The organism is Companilactobacillus zhongbaensis, from assembly GCF_003946515.1.
Lineage (GTDB): Bacteria > Bacillota > Bacilli > Lactobacillales > Lactobacillaceae > Companilactobacillus > Companilactobacillus zhongbaensis.
This window is the reverse complement of sequence record NZ_RHOM01000005.1, coordinates 51,337-72,663: the sequence shown is the minus strand read 5'-3', so window position 1 is coordinate 72,663 and position 21,327 is coordinate 51,337. Positions and strand designations below refer to the sequence as shown.

At 38.4% G+C, this 21,327-nt stretch carries 19 protein-coding genes and 1 tRNA gene; 3 read left to right on the top strand and 17 right to left on the bottom strand.

Annotation, left to right across the window (positions count from 1 at the left end):
- Window positions 1-43: 43 nt before the first annotated feature.
- The 10 genes from EKM69_RS03700 to EKM69_RS03655 all read right to left on the bottom strand — a co-directional run bounded on the left by EKM69_RS03700 (window position 44) and on the right by EKM69_RS03655 (window position 12,151).
- Window positions 44-1,969 carry an elongation factor G gene (locus EKM69_RS03700; RefSeq protein WP_125708343.1) on the bottom strand — a complete coding sequence of 642 codons (1,926 nt, stop codon included), beginning with the start codon at window positions 1,967-1,969 and terminating at the stop codon, window positions 44-46.
- 198 nt (window positions 1,970-2,167) lie between these two features.
- Window positions 2,168-2,488 (bottom strand): hypothetical protein, encoded by a 321-nt coding sequence (locus EKM69_RS03695; RefSeq protein WP_164505838.1) that lies wholly within the window; start codon window positions 2,486-2,488, stop codon window positions 2,168-2,170.
- A 60-nt stretch (window positions 2,489-2,548) separates the two neighbouring features.
- Window positions 2,549-3,190, bottom strand: coding sequence for a pentapeptide repeat-containing protein (locus EKM69_RS03690; RefSeq protein WP_225423828.1), 642 nt, complete (start codon window positions 3,188-3,190; stop codon window positions 2,549-2,551).
- Between the two features lie 902 nt (window positions 3,191-4,092).
- The gene (locus EKM69_RS03685) at window positions 4,093-5,097 is read right to left on the bottom strand and encodes an aldose epimerase family protein (RefSeq protein WP_125708249.1); all 1,005 of its coding nucleotides are present in this window, start codon (window positions 5,095-5,097) and stop codon (window positions 4,093-4,095) included.
- Window positions 5,097-5,780: a beta-phosphoglucomutase gene (gene pgmB / locus EKM69_RS03680; RefSeq protein WP_125708247.1), complete on the bottom strand. Its 684-nt coding sequence runs from the start codon at window positions 5,778-5,780 to the stop codon at window positions 5,097-5,099. The genes EKM69_RS03685 and pgmB overlap by 1 nt, the downstream gene beginning before the upstream one ends.
- A 58-nt stretch (window positions 5,781-5,838) precedes the next feature.
- Window positions 5,839-8,094, bottom strand: coding sequence for a glycoside hydrolase family 65 protein (locus EKM69_RS03675; protein WP_125708245.1), 2,256 nt, complete (start codon window positions 8,092-8,094; stop codon window positions 5,839-5,841).
- A 19-nt stretch (window positions 8,095-8,113) separates the two neighbouring features.
- A complete protein-coding gene (locus EKM69_RS03670) occupies window positions 8,114-9,469 on the bottom strand; it encodes an SLC45 family MFS transporter (RefSeq protein WP_125708243.1) in 1,356 nt (451 codons plus the stop codon).
- 233 nt (window positions 9,470-9,702) lie between these two features.
- Window positions 9,703-10,671 carry a LacI family DNA-binding transcriptional regulator gene (locus EKM69_RS03665; RefSeq protein WP_125708241.1) on the bottom strand — a complete coding sequence of 323 codons (969 nt, stop codon included), beginning with the start codon at window positions 10,669-10,671 and terminating at the stop codon, window positions 9,703-9,705.
- Window positions 10,672-10,797: 126 nt separating this feature from the next.
- Window positions 10,798-11,295 (bottom strand): DoxX family protein, encoded by a 498-nt coding sequence (locus EKM69_RS03660; protein WP_125708239.1) that lies wholly within the window; start codon window positions 11,293-11,295, stop codon window positions 10,798-10,800.
- A 76-nt stretch (window positions 11,296-11,371) separates the two neighbouring features.
- The gene (locus EKM69_RS03655) at window positions 11,372-12,151 is read right to left on the bottom strand and encodes a hypothetical protein (RefSeq protein WP_125708237.1); all 780 of its coding nucleotides are present in this window, start codon (window positions 12,149-12,151) and stop codon (window positions 11,372-11,374) included.
- Between the two features lie 204 nt (window positions 12,152-12,355).
- On the opposite strand from EKM69_RS03655, the gene EKM69_RS03650 reads away from it, so the two are divergent.
- A complete protein-coding gene (locus tag EKM69_RS03650; protein ID WP_125708235.1) occupies window positions 12,356-13,456 on the top strand; it encodes a lactate oxidase in 1,101 nt (366 codons plus the stop codon).
- A gap of 41 nt (window positions 13,457-13,497) precedes the next feature.
- Here the strand turns inward: EKM69_RS03650 and EKM69_RS03645 are convergent, their stop codons facing one another.
- Complete coding sequence (locus EKM69_RS03645; protein WP_125708233.1) at window positions 13,498-13,812, bottom strand: DUF2628 domain-containing protein; 315 nt, start codon at window positions 13,810-13,812, stop codon at window positions 13,498-13,500.
- Window positions 13,813-13,995: 183 nt separating this feature from the next.
- Here EKM69_RS03645 and EKM69_RS03640 point away from each other — a divergent pair, with 183 nt between their 5' ends.
- Both EKM69_RS03640 and EKM69_RS03635 read left to right on the top strand, forming a co-directional pair.
- Window positions 13,996-14,490 (top strand): hypothetical protein, encoded by a 495-nt coding sequence (locus EKM69_RS03640; protein WP_191988680.1) that lies wholly within the window; start codon window positions 13,996-13,998, stop codon window positions 14,488-14,490.
- Window positions 14,491-14,501: 11 nt separating this feature from the next.
- The gene (locus EKM69_RS03635; RefSeq protein WP_125708231.1) at window positions 14,502-15,380 is read left to right on the top strand and encodes a hypothetical protein; all 879 of its coding nucleotides are present in this window, start codon (window positions 14,502-14,504) and stop codon (window positions 15,378-15,380) included.
- Between the two features lie 149 nt (window positions 15,381-15,529).
- Here EKM69_RS03635 and EKM69_RS03630 read toward each other — a convergent pair whose 3' ends face one another.
- The 6 genes from EKM69_RS03630 to EKM69_RS03605 all read right to left on the bottom strand — a co-directional run bounded on the left by EKM69_RS03630 (window position 15,530) and on the right by EKM69_RS03605 (window position 21,103).
- Window positions 15,530-16,228, bottom strand: coding sequence for a hypothetical protein (locus EKM69_RS03630; RefSeq protein ID WP_125708229.1), 699 nt, complete (start codon window positions 16,226-16,228; stop codon window positions 15,530-15,532).
- 427 nt (window positions 16,229-16,655) lie between these two features.
- A complete protein-coding gene (locus EKM69_RS03625; protein WP_125708227.1) occupies window positions 16,656-17,045 on the bottom strand; it encodes a hypothetical protein in 390 nt (129 codons plus the stop codon).
- Between the two features lie 361 nt (window positions 17,046-17,406).
- Window positions 17,407-17,494, bottom strand: a tRNA-Ser gene (locus EKM69_RS03620).
- 33 nt (window positions 17,495-17,527) lie between these two features.
- Window positions 17,528-18,046, bottom strand: a complete 519-nt coding sequence (locus EKM69_RS03615) for an adenine phosphoribosyltransferase (protein WP_125708225.1) — start codon at window positions 18,044-18,046, stop codon at window positions 17,528-17,530.
- 19 nt (window positions 18,047-18,065) lie between these two features.
- Entirely contained in the window at window positions 18,066-20,402 is a 2,337-nt protein-coding gene (gene recJ / locus EKM69_RS03610; RefSeq protein WP_225423827.1) for a single-stranded-DNA-specific exonuclease RecJ, read from the bottom strand.
- Between the two features lie 38 nt (window positions 20,403-20,440).
- Complete coding sequence (locus EKM69_RS03605) at window positions 20,441-21,103, bottom strand: class A sortase (protein WP_125708221.1); 663 nt, start codon at window positions 21,101-21,103, stop codon at window positions 20,441-20,443.
- Window positions 21,104-21,327: the final 224 nt, after the last annotated feature.

Genomic DNA, 21,327 nt, shown 5'->3' with positions numbered 1-21,327 from the left:
TATATAATTCCTAAAGTTAACGTTCAAGTCATCAGTTTAATAATTATTTATAAGTGTATGGGATATGCGCCATATTTGGGACTTCATCCCAAGGTACAGGATAACCAGCTCCATGAGCACAAAAAACAGAATCAGGGGTATTTTCTAAATCGCTAACAGGATGATAGTCGGTCTGTTCGACAACCTCTGCAGCGTTGTGGCAAGCTTGATAGCCAGCAACGACCAACTCTAAATCTCCTTGACCATGCGTGTAAGAGCGTAAAGTTTGGGGATATCCTTGCATTTGAGCCACGGGAGCGGTCCCCGTTAAAGTTGCTAGTTCTCCTTGATTTGTGGGTGTATCAAAAGTACCGGACATTTTTTGAATATCATTCATTGCTCGGCCAACTTGATCTTGGGCAACCGTCATTTTAAATCGATACCATGGTTCTAATAATTGGCATTTTCCTTTAGTTTTCAGCATCATCAAACCTTGGCGCACAGCTCGCCAAGTCGCCTCTCGAAAATCACCACCGACAGAGTGAACATTACTAGCCTTACCTGAAATTAAGGTGATCTTCATACCCGTTATCGGACTACCGGTCAAGACCCCTATGTGTTCTTTAGCGGCCAGATTCGATAATACTTGATGTTGCCAATTTTTTCCTAGATAGTCCAAGTCACAGTTAGTTGCAAAATTAATCCCTGATCCTAATGGAGCTGGTTCTAGTAGCAAATGCACCTCAGCGTAATGACGCAGTGGTTCAAAATGACCGACCCCCTCGACTTTTTCTGTGATCGTTTCTTTGTACAATATTTGCCCCTCAGTGAAACTGACTTCAAGGCCAAATCGTTGTTGCATAATCTGTTGCAAGACTTCCAATTGAACTTCACCCATGATTTGAACACGGATCTCCTGCAAATGTTCCGACCACTTAACGTGTAGTTGTGGATCTTCATCTTCCAGCATTCTTAAAGCCGTCAAGCAAGCATGCAGCTTATCGTCAGAAACTTGGACAGCATAATTTAAAACTGGTTGCAAAATTGGCGCAAGAGCATTTATTTCATCACCTAATCCTTGTCCCGGAAAAGTATTCGTCAATCCGGTGATGGCACAAACTTCACCACTAGAGACCTCGGACGATAATTCAAATTTTGTTCCATTATAAACTCGTAATTGATTGGCTTTTTGTTGATCAGCAATCGTATCTTTTGGTTTGATGACACCACCGGTGACCTTAACCCAAGTCAGGCGTTCACCTTTTTCATCGTGGGAGATCTTGAAAACTTTAGCAGAGAACTCGGTTATGGAAGTTGCTTGAGCAGTCCATTTCGACAAACCGGCAATAAATTCCTCGACTCCTTCATCTTTAAGTGCTGATCCAAAGTAAGTTGGAAAAACTAAGCGCTTTTGGATCAATTGTTGAATCGTTTGGTCGGTCAGCGTTTCATTAGCCAGAAATTCATTTAAAGTTTCATCATCAGTAGCAGCAATATTTTCAATGACATCATCGTTTAACTCAGAAAAATTTTGGATTCCCGAAGCAAACTCTGTTTGCAGTTGTTGTAAAACTTCTTGTGGTTGAGCCGTTGCTGCATCTGCTTTATTTATAAAAATGAATGTGGGAACGTTATATCTTTTCAAAAGCTCCCATAATGTACGAGTGTATCCCTGAATCCCATCAGTCGCTGAAACCACTAAAATAGCATAATCAAGCACGTTTAAGACTGCTTCAGTTTGGCTGGCAAAATCCATATGTCCCGGCGTATCTAGCAAAGTTAATTTCAACTCATCGAAATCCAGTTCGGCTTGATGAGAAAATATCGTGATACCACGCTTTTTTTCCAAAGTGTCTGAGTCTAAAAAAGCGTCACCATCATCAACACGACCTAACTTTCGAATAACGCCTGATTTAAAAAGCATTGCCTCGGACAATGTAGTCTTACCAGCATCAACATGGGCAACAATTCCAGCAACGATGGATTTCACATTTAACAACCTTTCTATTTGTGTTCAATAATTAATATGATACCAGTATTGGTAAAAATATTATTAAAAAACTCTGTTTTTGTATTGAATTACCAGCATAGGTGTACTCTCACTGCTGGCACCCGCATATCTCTCCGATTAGCAACCCTCAATAAATAAAACCTCATCGCAAATTGCAATGAGGTTTTATTTTTATATTTAAGCATTGAGCTTTTTACGCCGAGCGACGATTTCGGCCAAATCTAAGGACATCAATCTTACTTCTGCTTGGGGGAATTCCCGAGCAATCGAAGATAGATCCGATGGTGTTGGATAATTTCCTTGATGACTCAAAATATCTTCGGTATCGTCAACCGCACTTTGAATCGACTTTTCTTCGTTACTATCCTTTCCAACTGCACCAGTTACATCTGGCACATTGACAGTATAGACTCCGTTATTGGCGTTGGACTTAAAAATTACACATGGATAATCAATGCTTTTTTCCAAAATATCCGCTACCTTTCCGTCAGCATTCATCACTAACTATGAGATTCCGAGTCAACACTAGTTCTATTTGAAGTAAAATTCAAGTTTTGACTACATGTATCCCTCAGCTTCTTTACGATCAAGCCAAAAATGGATGCCTCCAGTAGAGTCTTGCCAACGATCAGGATTAAAGTTTTCCGCAACGACGTAATGCCCAGTCTTGTAAATGAAATTCTCATCAACATAAGAAACAGCTTCATCATAATGTTCCCCAGTATACATATCCTCGATTTCCATGACTTTAGCCTTATCACAACGACAAGAAGATGCCGTTGCAGAAGTCCGACGAGCATCAGCTGGGATCAGTAATTTCACAATCAAAGAATTGAAACACTTCTTATAACCTAAAAAGGCACCCTTCTCAGGACAATACATTTTAAAAAACTTAGTCGAATCATCAGACTTGATACCGTCCAAATTAGCATGGTCCAACATCGAATGTTCCATATTTGCCCCTGAAATATCAGCGTTATGCAGATCACAGCCCCTCAAATCAGCACCGGTGAAATTTACATTTGAAAGATCAGCATACGAAAAATCACAGTTACGAAAGAGACAATTATAAAAATTTGTTCCAGCTAAGTCGGTATGAGAGAAGTCGTCGTTTTCAAACTGAACTTGCGTAAAGTCTTTACCTTTCATGTCTGAGTGATCAAAGTCTTTGTCAGCAATCTTTTCGATCAATTTAGTCACCTTCTTATGTTAATTTTATCACAATTATTTTGGGGTGAGATAAGGATGTAAGAGATGACAGCTGTTGGTTAGTTTGGTATTTTGGATAATTAATTGTTTGTTGGATGGTATTTGATAGTATTGGATAGTGGTAGTAGTTTGTGTTGAGGTTCACTGCCGGTTCCGGGGCGGGGCGCTATATGGGATTGGAACGTAGCCGACATCGATTTGAACTACCCGAGAAGTTCGCTCGGGCATTTCAAATACGAGTCTTATTCTAAGCGGTAAACCGCTAAGAATAATTTGGCTACTGAACCCATATAGCGCCCCGCCCCTCCACCTAAGTTGGACAATCAATTCTCTTTTTTTTTGAGTTTTACCGACATTTTTTTGGTTAAATCGGCACTTTTTGAGCTTCCTATTTCTCACTTGTCTATCTCAAATGTCATTTTTATAGTAAAAGCAAAATCACAAATTCCAAAAGCTCAATAATTTTTACTTATCGATGATAACCTCCAACAAAATTGATAAGATCAGTAGGCCAAACGTTATCCTAGGACTCAAAATAGATAGGATTATAAATAAAAACCAAAACTACCCACAACTACATAGCTAAGTGCCGCATCCCCCACCAACAAAAAGAGTTTTGTACCACCCTAGGTCCTGTGGGGGTGGAGGGAATTCGCCGTCAGCCGCGAAATTTTCGTTTGCACGGCAAAGGCCGTGCTTACGAAAAGGTCAAGCTTTGAGATGTCCAAGGCGGTCTTCCTTGGATAGCTCAAAGTTGGCCCGCAGCGTTCCACGGCGCAATTCCCGGAACCCCCACAGGACCGGCAGTGAACCACACCCCAACATACTTAGCATAAAAAAATCAAACCCAAACAAAAAAGACGCTTCGCAACAAAGCGTCTTTTTAACAAACCTTAATCTTTTGCATACTTGTATTTGTTTTTATATGTTACTTTTTTGCCAGCAGGCAACACAATATCGCCGAAGTCCTTATGGTTAATAGCATCTGGTAACATTTGTAGTTCCATAGCTAGTGAACTATATTCGTGAGCATCTTGCTTCTTACTGTCTTGAGGATTGGCTGTGAAAATCACCATTCCGTTTCTGTCAGAGTACAACTTAACGCTTCTTCCGTCTCCGCTAACTTTGGCAACTTCTGACTTTGACTTGCCTGTTACGTAGCAGTCATCAAATTCGATTTTTTGATTTTCTGCGTACAAGTCTTTTAGTCCTTGAGCGATAGTTCTTGGTTTTCTAAAATCATAGCCTGATGTTACTGGTAATTTTCTGCCAGTTGGTACTTTGTCACCGTAAATGGCCAATGATTCATCTGCGTTGATTTGTAGTTCTTGTTTAGAAACATCTGTGGTGTCATCTAGTACGTTAAAGTAGACGTGGCACGTTGGATTGAATAGTGTGTCTTCTGTACTTTCGCCAGTATATTCAATTTCTACTTCGTCATTTTTTGTCAAAGTATATTTGATCGTCAATGTTAAGTCGCCAGGGAAATTGTCTTCCGCACTTTTCATAACTGTGGTGAAAATGACTGCGTTGTTCTTTTCGTCGATCTCACTGTCAAAGTTATGTGTTTGAATTCCCTTGTCGCCACCGTGTAATAAATTGTCCCCTTCATTAGCAGGTAGCTTGAATTGCTTGCCATTGATCGTAAATTTAGCATTGCCGATTCGTCCGGCAACTCTTCCGACTGTTTTACCTACTTGATAAGGATTATCAACGTAGCCAGAAACGTCATCGTAATGTTCGATCAATGAATGTGTCGTTCCATCCTCAACAACTTCAAAATTTTGCCAAGCTGCAGCATAACTTATCACGCTGATTTTAGTTCCGTTCTTATTTTCAATGGTAAACAATTTGACATCTTCACCGTCAACTTGACCAAAATTTTGTTCCTTAATCATTAACCCTCTCCCACTTCCATAGCTTTTTTGATGTTGGCTAACGTCAATTCTGAAGTATTCGTGAAGTTAATGTCTGCTTCTGACAAGACATTTACATCCCCGATACCAATTGAAGTTTCTCCCGCTGAATTGATCGATTCAACACCTGCTTTGGCATCTTCAACTCCGATACATTGTTCTGGAGTTAGGTCTAAGACTTCTGCGCCACGTGCAAAAATCTCAGGATCTGGCTTACCATGCTTCAAAGTTGCTGGATCGACTTTTTCAGGGAAGTATTTTGCTAAGCCTAATTGCTCCAAAACTAATGGGGAATTTTTCGATGCTGATGCTAGTGACAACTTATAATTATTTTCTTCCAAACTAGCTAGAAAATCAGCGATACCAGGTAAAATTGCTGAAGAGTCCATCCCTTTTAATAAGTCCAGATAGTTGGCATTTTTCTTAGCAGCATACTTTTCTTTTTCTTCTTGGGTATAATCGTTTTCTTTACCACCAGTTTTTAAGATCAATTCGAGTGAATCCATGCGACTGACACCCTTTAAGTTGTCAGCTAATTCATCACTCCATTGAACGCCTAATTCATCTGCCAGTTGATGCCATGCTTGTGAGTGGTAGACAGAGGTATCAGCAATAACACCATCTAAATCAAATACGAAACCTTTAATATCCTTGAATTTAACCATATATATCCTTCCTTTCAAAAAAGGTGCCCGAATTATTTAAAACCCAGACACCTAATAACTAATTAGTTTGTAATGAATCCAATGTAACTGTCTTGTCATTTACTTTAATATCAAGTGGTTCACCTGAGATAAGTTTGAAGTGATTTCCGTCTTTATCAACGGATACTTCGATCACGCGACCTCTGAATACTTGTCTAAATGAATAGCTGTCCCACTTTTGTGGTAAGAATGGTTTGTAGCTCAAAGTATCGTCATGAACTCTCATTCCAGCAAAGCCTTGGACCATAGCGATCCAGCCACCAGTCATTGAAGTAATATGCAATCCATCTACAGTGTCATTATTATAGTTGTCTAAGTCTAGTCTAGCTGTTCTTTCATATAATTCAACCGCTTTCTTTTCATAATGTAAGTCAGCAGCGACTACTGAATAAATTGCTGGAGATAAACTCGACTCGTGAACTGTCAATGGTTCGTAGAAGTCAAAATTGCTCTTCTTTTCTTCTGGTGTGAAGTCATCGATAAAGTCATACATGATTTGCAAAACGTCACCTTGCTTGATGTATGGCGAGCGCAAGATCTTGTCCCATGACCAATTTTGATTGATTGGACGTTGATCTTCTGGAATAGCTGAAACAGGTTGGAGATCCTTGTCCAAAAAGCCGTCATGTTGAACGAAGATGTTCAAGTCTTTGTCATATGGTAAGTACATCCGATCGACGATATCTTGCCATTTAGCTTTTTCTTCATCGGATACATTTAATTGCTTAGCTTGTTCAGGAGATACTTCCTTAAGAACTTTCAATGTGTATTCCAATGTCCAACGTGCTAAGTAGTTAGTGTTCCAGTTGTTGTCGACGTTATTTTCGTATTCATCAGGTCCAGTTACGCCGTGGATCATGTATTGATTGTTGCGTTCACTGAAGTGGACCCGATCTGCCCAAAATCTGGAGATCTCGGTCAATACTTTTGAGCCTTCATTTAAGACGTAAGACTTGTCACCGGTATATCTAGTGTAATTGTAAATAGCGAATGCAATATCACCATTACGGTGGATCTCTTCAAAAGTGATCTCCCATTCATTGTGGCATTCAATACCGTTGAAAGTAACCATTGGATATAATGCACCCTTGAGACCTTGTTCTTGAGCATTAACGTATGCTCCATCCAATTGTTTGTAACGGTACATCAAGAGGTTTCTGGTTACTTCTGGTTTCGTAATTCCTAAGTATACTGGAACTGCGAAAGCTTCAGTATCCCAGTATGTTGCCCCACCGTATTTTTCACCGGTGAATCCTTTTGGTCCAATGTTTAGACGTGCATCATCACCATAGTAAGTGGTGAATAGGCCAAACAAGTTGAAACGCATGCCTTGTTGAGCCTCATCGTCTCCTTGGATCTTCACATCTGATTGTTCCCATCTTTGAGCCCAAATGTTTTCGTGTGCCGTAAACAATTCATCATATGACACGGTGGAAACTTTTTTAGAGAGGTCATTCATTGCTTTAATTAAATCGTCTTGTGTGTCGTAATCACGAGAAGTTACAACGATGACACGTTTTTCAAAACTAGCTGTTTCATCTTTGTTTAGAGTACCAGCAAAAGTAGTCGAAGTTTCAAAATCGGTCATTTCGTTGCCAACTGGTGCCAGACTAGTTACGTAGTTTGCTTGCATACCAGACGTAAATCTTGGCGTACCGAAGTCATTGGCTTTAGTTTCAGCAACAACGCTACCAGCAGCAATGTCTTTAACTTCCCAGAAGTGTTCGTCGTAGTTAGCATCTTCGTTTTTAACGTTAGCATCGATCGATGAAATCACCTTGATGTCGACAGGATCATTAGAAAGATTTTCGATTGTAACTTTTTGAACGGAAAGTTCCTTTTGTGCGACACTCAAAAATCTTTCAAAATTGAATTTTACTTTGGCATCGCCTTTTTTAACGATGAATGAACGTGTTAAGAGTGCGTTTTTCATATGGAGATTTAATTCAAAATCACTGATTTCATCTTTGGCCAAATCTAGTTTTTCGCCATTGATCTCGAAATTCATTTTGATGAAGTTAACGGCATTGATGACCTTACCAAAGTATTTTGGATAACCGTTTTTCCACCAACCAACACGAGTCTTGTCGGGGAACCAAACACCACCTAGGTAAATGCCTGGTAAGCTGTCGCCAGAATAATCTTCATCGAAAAAGCCACGCATTCCCATGTAGCCATTACCTAAACTAGTCATCGATTCTTGTAGTCTTTTGTCTTCAGCCTTAAATTCGTGTGTTGAAACGTTCCAAGGTTGAACTTCAAAAATTCTTTTCATCGTGATTCTCCTTTTTTAATTAAGCTTTATAAGTTTCTTTAATGAATCCAACTGATAATGCACCTACTGCCATGATGATACCTGATAGTAAGAACATGTGTGGTTGTGAATTTCCTAATAATGGGAACAAGGCAAAACTTAGTAGTGAAGCAACGATCTGTGGTAAACAAATCGATCCGTTGAATAAACCTAAGTAAGTACCCATGTGTTCGCCTGAAAGTGCGTTAGTGATCATAGTTAATGGATAAGTGTTCATTGCTGCCCAAGCCATTCCGACTAAGACGAATGAGACGATCAAAGCGTATTGACTGTGAATGAAGAAAACTGATAAGAAGCCAACAGCTCCGAGAATCAAACTTGCTGCATAACCTAGTTTGTGGTGATTGTTAGGAACTTTAGCTAGTACGTATGACCAAACAACAGCAGCAATCGATTGAACAGCTGCTAAAACACCGTACCAGTTACCAGCAGCTTGATATCCGGCAGAACTAGCATTAGAAGTGTTCCAAACATTAACTGAAATGGCACCAGCTGAATAAGTCCAAAGATATTGGAAAGCCATCCAGCAGAAGAATTGAACTAATGTTACTGTCCAGAATACTTTAGGAGCTTTCTTGAGAAGATCTAACCAGTTACCACCCGTTTTATTAGCGTCTTCAGAAATGCCGTGATACTTAGCGTAAGTTTGTGGATCGTATTCTTTAACTCTGAAAATTGTGATGATTGTTGAAATAACTAAAATTGCGGCACCGATGTAGAATGACCAAACAACTGACTGTGGTACAACACCCTTTTTAGCGGTGTTAGCGATCCCTAGTGCTGTGAACAAGAATGGGAAGATTGCGGCGATAACCGCACCAGTGTTTGATAAGAAACTTTGAATACCATAGGCATAACTCTTTTGGTCATCGTTGACCATATCACCGACCATCATCTTGAATGGTTGCATGGCAACGTTTGATGATAAATCTAGAAAGGCAACAGTAATTGCACCAAACAATAAAGCTGCCATGGATCCGTAACCAAAGCCCATTGAACCTGAGTTTGGCAATAAGAACATAACGATTGCGGCAACTACAGTACCTAAGATCAAGTAAGGCAACCGTCTTCCACCTAATTTAGGTGCCCAAGTTCTATCTGAGTAATATCCAACGATCGGTTGAACGATCAATCCGGCCAAAGGTGGCAAGATGAAGAACCAACCTAAGTTGTTAGGATCAGCTCCGATAGTTTGGAAGATACGGCTCATTTGCGAGCTTTGTAAAGTAAAGGCCATTTGAACGCCTAGGAATCCCAAACTAAGCATCCAGATAGTGTTCGAAGATAGCTTTGGTAAACCAGCGCCATCTTGTTTTGTCTCTTTTTTATCTGACATGATGTTTCTCCCTCGTTTCGTGGTATGAATTAATTTATGACATTAGTATAAAACCGCTTTCAATTTAATGCAACCGTTTGCATTAAAAGAATGTGATATTTTTTACATACTTCAAAGAGATATTTCAAAATAATTGTTGATATATCAATCTTTTTCCCTGTAGATAAATTACGAAAAAAAATTTAAAAATTTTTGCGAATAAAAAAAGCCAGCTCGAAAATGAGCTGACTAATTCAGACGATTTTATAGCCGACTAGGAGATGTTTCTTTTCATCGATCGATTGATCCTCACGATCACTGAACAGCAGTAGTGTCGCCTTTTTCCCCATCTCTTCGGGGAATAGATCAACGGTTCGATAGTTACGATCGAGTAAAACCTTCGGCAATGAGTTATTAAAACCCATGATTTCAACTTGCTTGAGTGGGTAAACTTTTTTAAAACTATCGATGAAATTCATGGCATTGATATCATCAGTTGCCACTGCTCCATCGATCTGGGGATGTTCAAAAATTTGTGATTCCAATGTTGTCGAATTTGACTGATCGACAGTAAATTCCTGGTAATCCAAATTATGCTCGGAAACGACATTTTGGAAGCCGGTAAATCGTTCCTTTTCAAAAAGCCAATTTTCCGGTGAATGAACGAAGGCTAAATGCTCAGGTTGACTTTGTTCGAGCAAGTATCTCGTTGCCGCTGCACCTGCTTCTACGTTGTTGTTGTTGACATAATAATCAGTCTCAACTGTCGGTTGACCGATCACGACGAATCTTAAATGATTTTCACGTAAGAATTTGGCAATTGGATCATTGGGTTGAGAATACAACAAAATAAACCGCTTGATCTTACTTTGGTAGATCATCGATTTCACATTTTTTTGCAAGTCATCGAGCGTTTTAGTGATAGCGACAGACAAAGCGTAACCACGCTTGATCAGTTCATCGTTAACACCACTTAAAACTTTGATATAAAAAGGATTACTCTGTACCGCATGTCCATCTACTGGAAAAATCACACCCACGGCTGAAGCTTCGCCGGTAGTAAGATTTTTTGCATTGTAATCTGGCATATAGCCTAACTGATCGGCTATCGTTTGGACCCGGTCGATCGTTTTTTTACTGATATGTGGATTTTTATTCAGTGCTCTCGATGCAGTCGAAGGAGAAACACCAGCCTGTTTGGCAATATCCCTAATTGTGACCAATTCACACACCCCTATAAATAAATCATTTAATACAAGTTTACTGTATAAAACTATATTAGTTAAGCAAATGATAAATAAAACCATTAAAAAACCGCAAAGTTCTGCACCTTGCGGTCTAAAAACTATTTAAGCTACAACTTTTTTGTGAAAAATGTGACGTCTGACCCAAGGAATTACCCAGTGATCTAATCCAATCTTACCGGCGTTATAACCAGCAATCAGGATGAAGTAACTTAGAAAAATGTACATTGGATTGACTGAAATTGAACCCGAGAGCATGTATGAAAAGTTCATAACCACCCCGAAAAAAGCAGCGGCAGTGGTTAAACAGCCAAATATCAATCCTAGACCAACTAAAAGTTCACCCCAAGCTACCAAGACACTCATTCCTTGAGCGTGAGGCAATATTGAACTGATCATATCGTTGAACCAAGGATAGACCACATCTCCAGAAGGACCCTTGACTGGATTCTTCACCGCAGCTTCCAGCATCCCTTTAGTTGCTGCACTGGCTCCGTTTGTAACTTTAGCAAAGCCAGCCAAAGTCCATTCAACTCCTAGGTAGATCCGCAAAATCGTCAACAAGACAGTTGCGATTTTATTGTTCCGTAAAAAATTAACCATAATGAATTCCCCTCTTTTATTGATTTTTTCATTATAGTTAAACGATTACAAAATAAGCAAATGATTGTTCTCGTAATTATTTATTATTTTCAAATTGATCAAAAGAGATGCCATCGTGATAGGCAAAACTACGTGCCGCCAGGTATTTCGTGTACTTGGTATTAGTTTGGTCTTTAACAGAGATTTGTTTACGGACCCAACCCTTGTGCAATCTTCGTTGTTTGAGAAATCTGACATCTCTTAAATCTTCCAACTGGTAATCGACAAACTTGAGTGACTTTCTTTGGGCATCGGATCGATTTTGATTAGCCTCCTCGCGGTTTTTTACGGCAACTCCGTCAGGTTGACTATTTTTATATTGAGTAATATTTTCCTGCTCCAATTGCTGCATAGTTTTGCGGTCGATTTTACCTTGTTGCAATTCTTGTTTCAGTTCCTGATTGCGACTAGCAACTTGTTGCCAATCATCTTTCCAATCCAAATAATCTTCACGATAATCTTGAAAAATTTGATGATTAGTTTGATCGACTCTTTGAGCAATATTAGCTCTTTTGTCGGCAACATCGTTTCTTTTGATACCATACGTTTTAACTACGGCAGAAAAGACGATCTCATCACCATCGAACAGTTCTTTTCCCAATTTAAAAACTTCTTTATTGGCAGGCACCCAAACGTGATCAGCAATGTCAGGTTCAACAGTTCTGCCTCTTTTATCAGTCAATTGTAGATCCACCAGCAATAAAACTGGACTAAATCCACCCGCACGGATCTTCTTGTGCGTGAATTTTTCAAAGGTTGCACTGAACCAAACTCGTTGATTAAAATATTTTGCTAATTTTGTTCGTTGATCTGCCATAAAATCGCTTCTTTACTAGAAATTGATACTTTCATTTTCGCACAAAAAACAAGTTAGTATAAATTTTTTTGTTTTTAGGAGAAAGATTATTTGTATATAAATAAAGTCAGTGCTAAATTGATCAAGTACTAAAAAGCAAACACACCGAAAAAGTTGATCAATCAACGATGTATGCGCTTATTTTTGAATAAAAGAGGGGTCAAGATGACAGAAATTAATGGTTACACACAAAGTGATAACGAGAAAGAACTAGATATTCTCAATTTACCTTCACTAGAGGCAGAAGCAAAGAAGATCATCCCTACCGGTGGTTTTGGTTATATTAGCGGTGGTTCTGAAGACGAATGGACATTATCTGAAAATACGAAAGCATTTAATCACGTCCAAATCGTTCCTAGAGTTTTAAGCAATATTGAAGATCCACAAACTGACACGGAGATATTTGGAATCAAAGTTAAAACGCCTATTATGATGTCTCCAGCTGCCGCCCAAGGCTTAGCACATTCTCAAGGTGAAAAAGATACGGCTAAAGGCATGGCAAAAGCTGGTGCATTAATGTCACAAAGCACTTATTCATCAACATCGATTGCTGACACAGCAAAAGCCGGTGCTGGGTCACCACAATTTTTCCAACTTTACATGAGTAAAGACTGGGAATTTAACGAAAGTCTTTTGACAGAAGCTATGAACGCTGGTGCAAAGGCAATCATCTTAACTGCTGATGCCACAGTCGATGGCTATCGTGAATCAGACATAATCAATAACTTCCAATTCCCTATCCCAATGGCCAACTTAGAAAAATTCAGTACTGGAGATGGTAAAGGTAAAGGAATCGGTGAGATCTACGCGGCAGCAGCTCAAAAAATCAGTCCAGCTGACGTAAAACGGATCAAAGATTTCACGAACCTACCAGTTATCGTCAAAGGTGTCCAAAGTCCAGAAGATGCTCTACTAGCTATCGGTGCGGGTGCTGACGGAATCTACGTTTCTAACCATGGTGGTAGACAACTAAACGGAGGTCCTGCTTCATTTGATGTCCTAAAGAGCGTGGCCGATGCCGTAAATCACCAAGTACCGATCATCTTCGATAGTGGTGTTCGCCGAGGATCACACGTCTTCAAGGCTTTAGCTAACGGTGCTGACATGGTTGCTCTAGCCCGTCCAATCATTTACGGATTAGCCCTTGGTGGCGCTGATGGCGTTTATTCTGTCGTTGAACACTTGAATGATGAATTCAAGACCATCATGCAATTGGCTGGAACCAAGACAATCGAAGATGTTAAAAAAGCTAAATTACTGAGATAATTTCAAACAAAAAGACAAGAATTTCGATTCTTGTCTTTTTCTTATCCATTCAAATTAAAATTCTTGTTGAGCAAAGCATTTTTAGAATAGTCATCTTCGGGACGAAATCCCTTGGCTAATAAATCATTGACGTAGAGACGGTTGTAGAAAAACGAAAAAATAATTCCGACTACAGAAAATCCGAATCCCAAAGTTGGAACGGTTACAACCATTTCAACCAGAAAAATAATGGCCGCCCACTTCCAGTCTTCACGAAAGACTGCTGGGAAAAAACCGAAGAAAAATGTTGTCCAGGAAAAACCTAGTTTGGCTTTCTTTCTCGTATTTGTTTCCGGGTTTACTAAGTTGATTATCATGGAATATCCCCCTCACTAAGCATTTACATCAAGCTTATCATATTTTTAATAACATAAAAGATTTGGTGGAGCTGCGATAAATTATATTATTATAAATTATCGCTTTGGCATCTTCGATAAACGATATCTGTTAAAATGATTTTATAATACTTTTTATACATTAGTATTTAGGGGGGATTTAAGATGAAAACAACAAAATTAGTAATAGGAATATTGATGATCTTACTATCAATATTCATCGTGATTCAAAGTATGGCTGCCGGATTATCAAATGCGATTGAAAGTAATAACAGCACAAGTGGCTCAGGTGGAATCATAATGGCATTTGCCTACCTTGTTTCTGGAATAGTTTACTTGGCAACCAAATCAAAAATACATCTAGGTGGAGACATCGCGAATGCCATCATTTTAGTACTATTTGGACTAGTTGCATTGACTACAGCTGATAGATCATTTGGTGATTTATCAGTCTGGATCTGGCTAGGAATGGTTATTGGACTTGGATTTTTAATTTGGCATATATTGCAAAACAAAAAATTAGAAAAAAGTACAAACCATTCAGATAATTTAAACAACGACTCAAATTTGAATAATCAACAGCAATATGATCCATATGGCCAACAATCACCTCACCATTCAATGACTCGGTCTGAATTACACCGCAATCGCAAAAAATAGGAGGATGTCAGATGGAAACTAGAACTTCAAGACATTCTCAAAATAGGCAATACAATCATTCATTGATCAAAAAAATGTTATTTTGGATACTGATTCTTTTATTCTTTGTTGCATTGTTCAATCTCATCAGAACGTTTGTGACAACCGAGGAACAAATTTTTCTCGATGTTGATGACACAACTGCTAGGTTAAACAAAGATAGTGAAGCAACATTAGACTTTCATACAAATAGCGGAAATAAATATTCTGTAACAGACTTATCGACCGGAAAAAATATGGGTTCAAACAAAGCGAAAACTGGAAATGAAACATTAACTTTTTATGATGCTGGAAAGTATAAATTAACCGTATTTTTAAATGGACAAAAACAATCAAAAAAATTACGAATTAAACCAAAGAATATAAAACAAAAACATGCAAGAACGATTAGTAAAGAAGAATATTTTGATGAAAATACTGACGATACACAATTAGACGAGGCGGAAGATTCTGCAAAGGTTTTATCTTTTGGTGATGAAGACATGCTTAGTAATGACGGAATGGTAATCGGTATTAAGGTTAATTCAGTACAACGGGTAGATCCTAATGATGTTTCCGTGACCGATATTTCACATAATTATGACAACATGAAGCAATATGTGATTTTAAATTATACTATCACTGCCATTAAGGGGACAATTCCGTTAGATGATTTTGACGGTTATAACTTTACTGTTGCGGACTCTAACGGAACTATTGGAACTTCATCTTCCAATAGAGATCCTGGAACTCCAGATAGTCTATCAGAAGGTCAAAACGCTAATTTACGTATTGGTATTGGTCTTGAGCATGATGGTGATGACGTGTCTATTGTATTCAATGATATACAGTGGCAAGGAATGATTGCTTGAAGATCATCAGTTTATCTTTTTGAAATGAAAAATTAATAACGTAAACATGAATCAATCCAGACATACAAAGTGCCCCATAAATGTTAGACATAACTCTGACATTTATGGGGCACTTCAGTTCTTAATAACATATTTCATTTAGTACGAAATTAAAGAAATGGTGCGAATTCCATGTCTACACCATTAGACGGATTCCAAAGTACCCATTCATCGGTGGAAACTCTTAAATATTGTGTTGGATATTGATTATCTACTAGTTCACCAGGTTCTTCTGCAGACTCATCAGAAAACCAGTCAGTACCACCTGCTAATTTTCTATTTGATAATGTCCCATCTGATTTATACAAATCGTAATTTTTACCAGGTTTTAAATGAACTGTCGTTCGTCCATCGGTATCGACTTTAATATTAACAAATGGCGTTCTCTTTACTTTGCTCAGAGTATGGGTTTCGTGAAATCCTGCATCATTTTCACTTATCCATTCATGAGCGGAAATTCGAAATCTCTGTTCATTTGTAAAGTCATTTTTTTTGGAACCATCAACAGCCCAAGAACTTTTAGCAGAAACTGTCCGATCAGGAATTTTAGTTCCATTATCATCATATAACGGAGCATCGTGATCCGCAGTAACTATCCCCTTGATCTCTGTAAAATGCCAGTTTCTAGGATCATTATTTGGGATATCCATTATTGAATCTGCACCAACATCAGAATCTGTTATAGTAACACCTCCATCATCAAAATATGATTGATAATCATTGGCTGCCAATACTGTTCCCGACATGGCACTTGATGACAACACAAATAACACAGAAGCTATCGATCCGATAAATGTATTTTTTTTCACTATGATCACCCTCCAAACGAATATATGCATTAAATAATTAACGATAAATGCATAATTTGATATTAAATTTTGAGGATTTAATAAGCAATACCATAATTTTTTTCCTAATATTATTATAAGTAAAAATTTACACCATTTTTACATTCATTTTATTTTAAAATAACTTTTAAATAAATATTCATATATAAAATAGTATTGAAAAAGATTTCCATCACACATAATGATGATTCACAAATATCTTTGAAGTCAATGTTTTATTTTTGTCAAAACTAATAAAATATGTACTAATCTTTATTCATTATTATCATAAAACAATATTATAGTATGTTTTTACAATAATAACGTTGTATAAAAAATGTCTGATGTAATTAGGACAAGATAATTACATCAGACATTTTTTATATGCTTGTAAATTTATTGAAATATTCTATCGTGCCTGATTATAAACAGGTCGAACAACATCTTCGCCACGGACATATTCGTTAGTCGACACTCTATAGTAAGTCCCCTTCTTTACTGGATTACTAACATTACTCTTTTCATTTGCTACACGTGCGATATCAGTATACCAACCACTCCAGGGAGCTAATCTTCTATTGGGGATGATCTTACCATCTGCATCATATAAATGTGCACCTTGATGGTTGTTCACAGTTACTACTGCCTTAATGTTTGTATTCGTCCATGCTGGCAGTTGATTATTGTAGCTGATTTCTGTGGCAGAATCTGCTTCAACCTTTTGTGAATTCTCCAAAAATCCAAGTGATCCAACTGATAATAAAACGGTCAAACTAGCTAGTAAAGCACTTTTAAACATTGTAAACATCTCCTCTCTTTTCTTCACATAAAATATATCATGTTATATGTAATTATAAAAGAATTATTATATTGATAAGTATTTATATTTGAATGATTTAGAAACAAAAAATGCTCGGACTAATAGAAAGATCATTGAACAAAAAAATAACGCTGTACCTATTGTCTGTCAACGAGTACAGCGTTTTTGGTGACCACTTTTGTCAAAATTGGTCAATTGGTCAATATTTGGTCAACAAATTTTCAAAACTCGGGAATTTCCGGGAACACTTATAAATTTCAAAAACGCCTATAAACGCCGTCATATCAACATTTAACTAAACAAAAAGAGTTCCCGTAGGAACTCCCAAAAGTGCTATATAAGGTGAGTACAGGATTTGAACCTGCGCGCCGGTATTAACCGGTTCGCCGGATTTCGAGTCCGGTGCATTACCACTCTGCCAACTCACCATGATGAAGGTATCGCTACCTTCTATTTTAATATTAATACTGCATCAATGTAAACATGTCATAGCCTTTTATTTTGTCGCGGCCATGTAGATCTTTTAGTTCGATCAAGAATGCTGTTCCAACTACGATACCACCTAGTTGTTCAACTAGTTTGATAGTAGCTGCTAGTGTGCCTCCTGTTGCCATCAAGTCATCTACTACGAGGACTTTTTGACCAGGTTTGACAGCGTCTTTTTGCATCCATAATGATCCTTGACCATATTCTAGGTCATAAGTTACTGAAACTGTTTCTCTAGGAAGCTTGCCCTTCTTACGAGCTGGAGCAAATCCAACACCTAATTTGTAAGCTACAGGACATCCCACGATGAATCCACGTGCTTCTGGACCGGCAATCATTTCTGCACCACGACTCTTTGCGTAGTCAACAATTTCATCAGTTGCGGCACCGTATGCCTCTCCGTCCAGCATTAGTGGTGAAATGTCTCGAAATAAGACACCAGGTTCCGGAAAATCGGGAACGTTGGCAACATATTTCTTAAAATCAATATCCATCTTTCATTCTCCGTTCAATCTAATTGTGACAGTCGTACTCACTGATCCAGTTCAACAAACTGTCAAAATTAGACTCAATTAGTATTTTTTCAACATCGTTACGTTGTAACCGTTTCATATAAGTTGGAGATTCGATTAATTCACGTTGTTGCGATACTTCTGCTCTTTTAACAAAGCCATTTACCATTTTAACAAAATTCAACTCAAAAAACACATTTAAATAGAAATCAATGTCATTTTTATCGATTTTCAAATATTGTGCCACGGTCGGCATGTCCGAAACTTGTAAGTTTTCGTGTGAATATAAGTATTTCAAGAACTGTTTCATCCCTACGACATCCGGACGCAAATAGCCACTAGTCAGACTAGTATGCAAGTAAAGCGCGGTATGAGCAGTCTTGTTGTTGGCCAAAAACTCTTGGAAAAATTTTAGATCATGTGGACGATCATAGATCAAAACATTCTCGCCATCACAATTATCGGTGTACATGATAACCTTAACGTTCAAATTGTGACGATTAAGCATGTCAAAATATGCTTGATTAAAGCAAACAATACTATCAAAACGCTCCATCAACGGTTTCGTCAATTGCTTGTTTCGATAATCGATATAGATCGACTGCAATTGATCAATGGCCTGAGCTTCTGGTGACACTTCAAAATCCGACAACATCATCTGCAATGTCTTCTTGCCACGCCATTCGTTAATATTCAGCTGACCATAAACGTTGCACAGACTATTTTGGATCGACTGCCCTTTTGCAAAAAGCCGGAATCCAATAGCCGGTATTTGATGTGATCGATCAGCAATAGTTGTCTTCAAATGCGACTGATCTTTTCCGACAGCTTTATTATTCGTCAAGCTAACATTGCTGACTTTAATGATCGGTTTAGGGTTATTCATCCCAAACGGAGCCAATTGATCGATCTGCGTGATCAAGTCAAAACTGAACTGAGAAATATCCATATCTAAATCATAATTTTTTTCGACAGCGCTTTGGGGGTCAAAATCTTGCTTGGCAGGCTCTTCCTGTAGTTCAGGAATCAACTGGTTAAGTTGTGGCTCCTCAATAGAAAAACCACAAGCTTGAGCGTGTCCACCAAAACCGGCAAAAAGTTGGTTGTGTGCATTCAAAGCATCAAATAAGTTAAATCCTTCCGGACTTCTCCCAGAACCTTTGTACATTTCAGCATCGGGATCATAACGCAAAACCATCGTTGGCTTATGCGTTTGTTCAACGACACGACTCGCGACGATCCCTAGAATTCCTTGGTGCCACTTGTCACTAGTCAAGACCAGAACTCCATTTTCTGCTTGTTCTTCGATTTGGTCCTGCGAATCATTATATGCTTCTAAAACCAATTCTTGGCGTTTAGCATTGATATCTTCGGTCTCATCGACAATATCTTTTGCTAAAGTCGCATCACTAGTCGTCAACAATTCCATAGCAGAAGTTGCATCATCTAATCGACCAATAGCATTTAATCGTGGTGCGATCGTGAAGGCTATTTCGTCTTCAGAGATTTTACCAAGATCAATATTGCACTTATCAGCCAAAGCCAAAATACCTAGATGGCCATTAGCTTTCATCCGTTTCAATCCTTCGGAAACGATAACCCGGTTTTCACCTAAAACGGCCACAGAATCAGCTACAGTCCCGATTGCTGCTAAGTCGACAAACTCTAAGGCATCGTCACCTAACAGGGCATCAGCAACCTTAAATGCCACTCCAGCACCCGATAAATAAGGACAAGGATATTCAGAACCAGGAATCCGAGGATGAACTACGGCATCAGCGTCTGGCAATTCATCTGGCAGATCATGGTGATCAGTTACGATAACTTTGACATCATTATCTTTTAAATACTTAATTTGATCTTTACCACTGACCCCGTTATCGACGGTGATCAAAAGATCGATATGCTTTTCTTCTACTAACTTCTTATATTCATCTAAATTAGGACCATAGCCATCTTTGAAACGATTAGGTATAAAGACGATCGGATCAGCCCCCATTTTTTTGAGGGTGAGTTTCATGATCGAAGCGCTAGTGACACCATCGGCATCGTAATCACCATAAATGGCGATTTTCCCTTCGCGTTGCATGACTTCATCCAAGGTCTCTAAGGCCTTGTCCATATCGTGCAAAGCAAAAGGATCTTGCAACCCTGAAACATCCGGATGCAAAAATTCTTGGATCTGGATCGGATCACTAAATCCCCGTTCGAGCATTAATTCCGCCACGATATTTGATAGATTATTTTCTTGCGCAAACGCGCTAATTTGTTCTTTTGTTGGACTGTCGCGTTTTGTCCACTTTATAGAAACCAATACATCACCTACTAACTTGTACATTATAACAATTAATCAGCAAAAAAAATAAGCCTTGCGACTTATTTTGAAAATACATCTAATGTTTTCGAATTAGCTTTTTGCGTTTTAATTAGTGAAGCTTGAATTGCCCAACGGTTAGTCCCACCGTCAGCACAAGTGATCAATGTCAGCAACTTCTTGCCTGGAGAATCATCGATCATATATACCGCAGTTGGTGGTACAACTTTCTTGTAGTAAATCTTGTAAGTATAAACTTTCTTCATATTAGTAATGTAAGCAAGATCGCCGAGTTGCACATTTTCCAATCTGGAGAAAAGCACACCTTTATTAGTCATGTAATGACCAGCTAAAGCATAATTACCCTTCCCCATCTTCTGATCAGGCTTCATAGTGCCACCACCAGTCGATAATGCATCATCACTCAATCCCTTAACAATCGGCAAATACAAGTCGACAGAAGGAACCGACATCTTCCCGATGGTAATTGCATTATTATTGATCGAAGCCTTAGCAACTTGCGAAGCCGAAATAGGTTTGACCTTTTTAAAATCATATTCAGCCTTTTTATTTTGATTTCTCTTCACGTCATCAGCCGTCAAAGAAGTCAAGTAGCGATTAGACATGTGACTGACTGCAAATTGCTTCAACGGTTCGTTAAAAATCAGCCCTAAAGCAACAATAAAAAGCAGCACGATCCCAGTTATTGAAAAAAATTTCTTCATATGTATCCTTCTCGATCCTATCCATAGTTATCGAATTTATTCTTATAATAAAGCATTAGTTATCATAAGTTAAGCGAAAAACATTTCGGGTAGTGGTTTTGTTTTGTTACTTAATTAGTATATCAAAATATAAAAAACTATAAATGAAATTTGGGGAATATTTTGATTGTTGTGGGGATAGAGGTAGTAGTTTGATGTGGTGGTTCACTGCCGGTTCCGGGGCG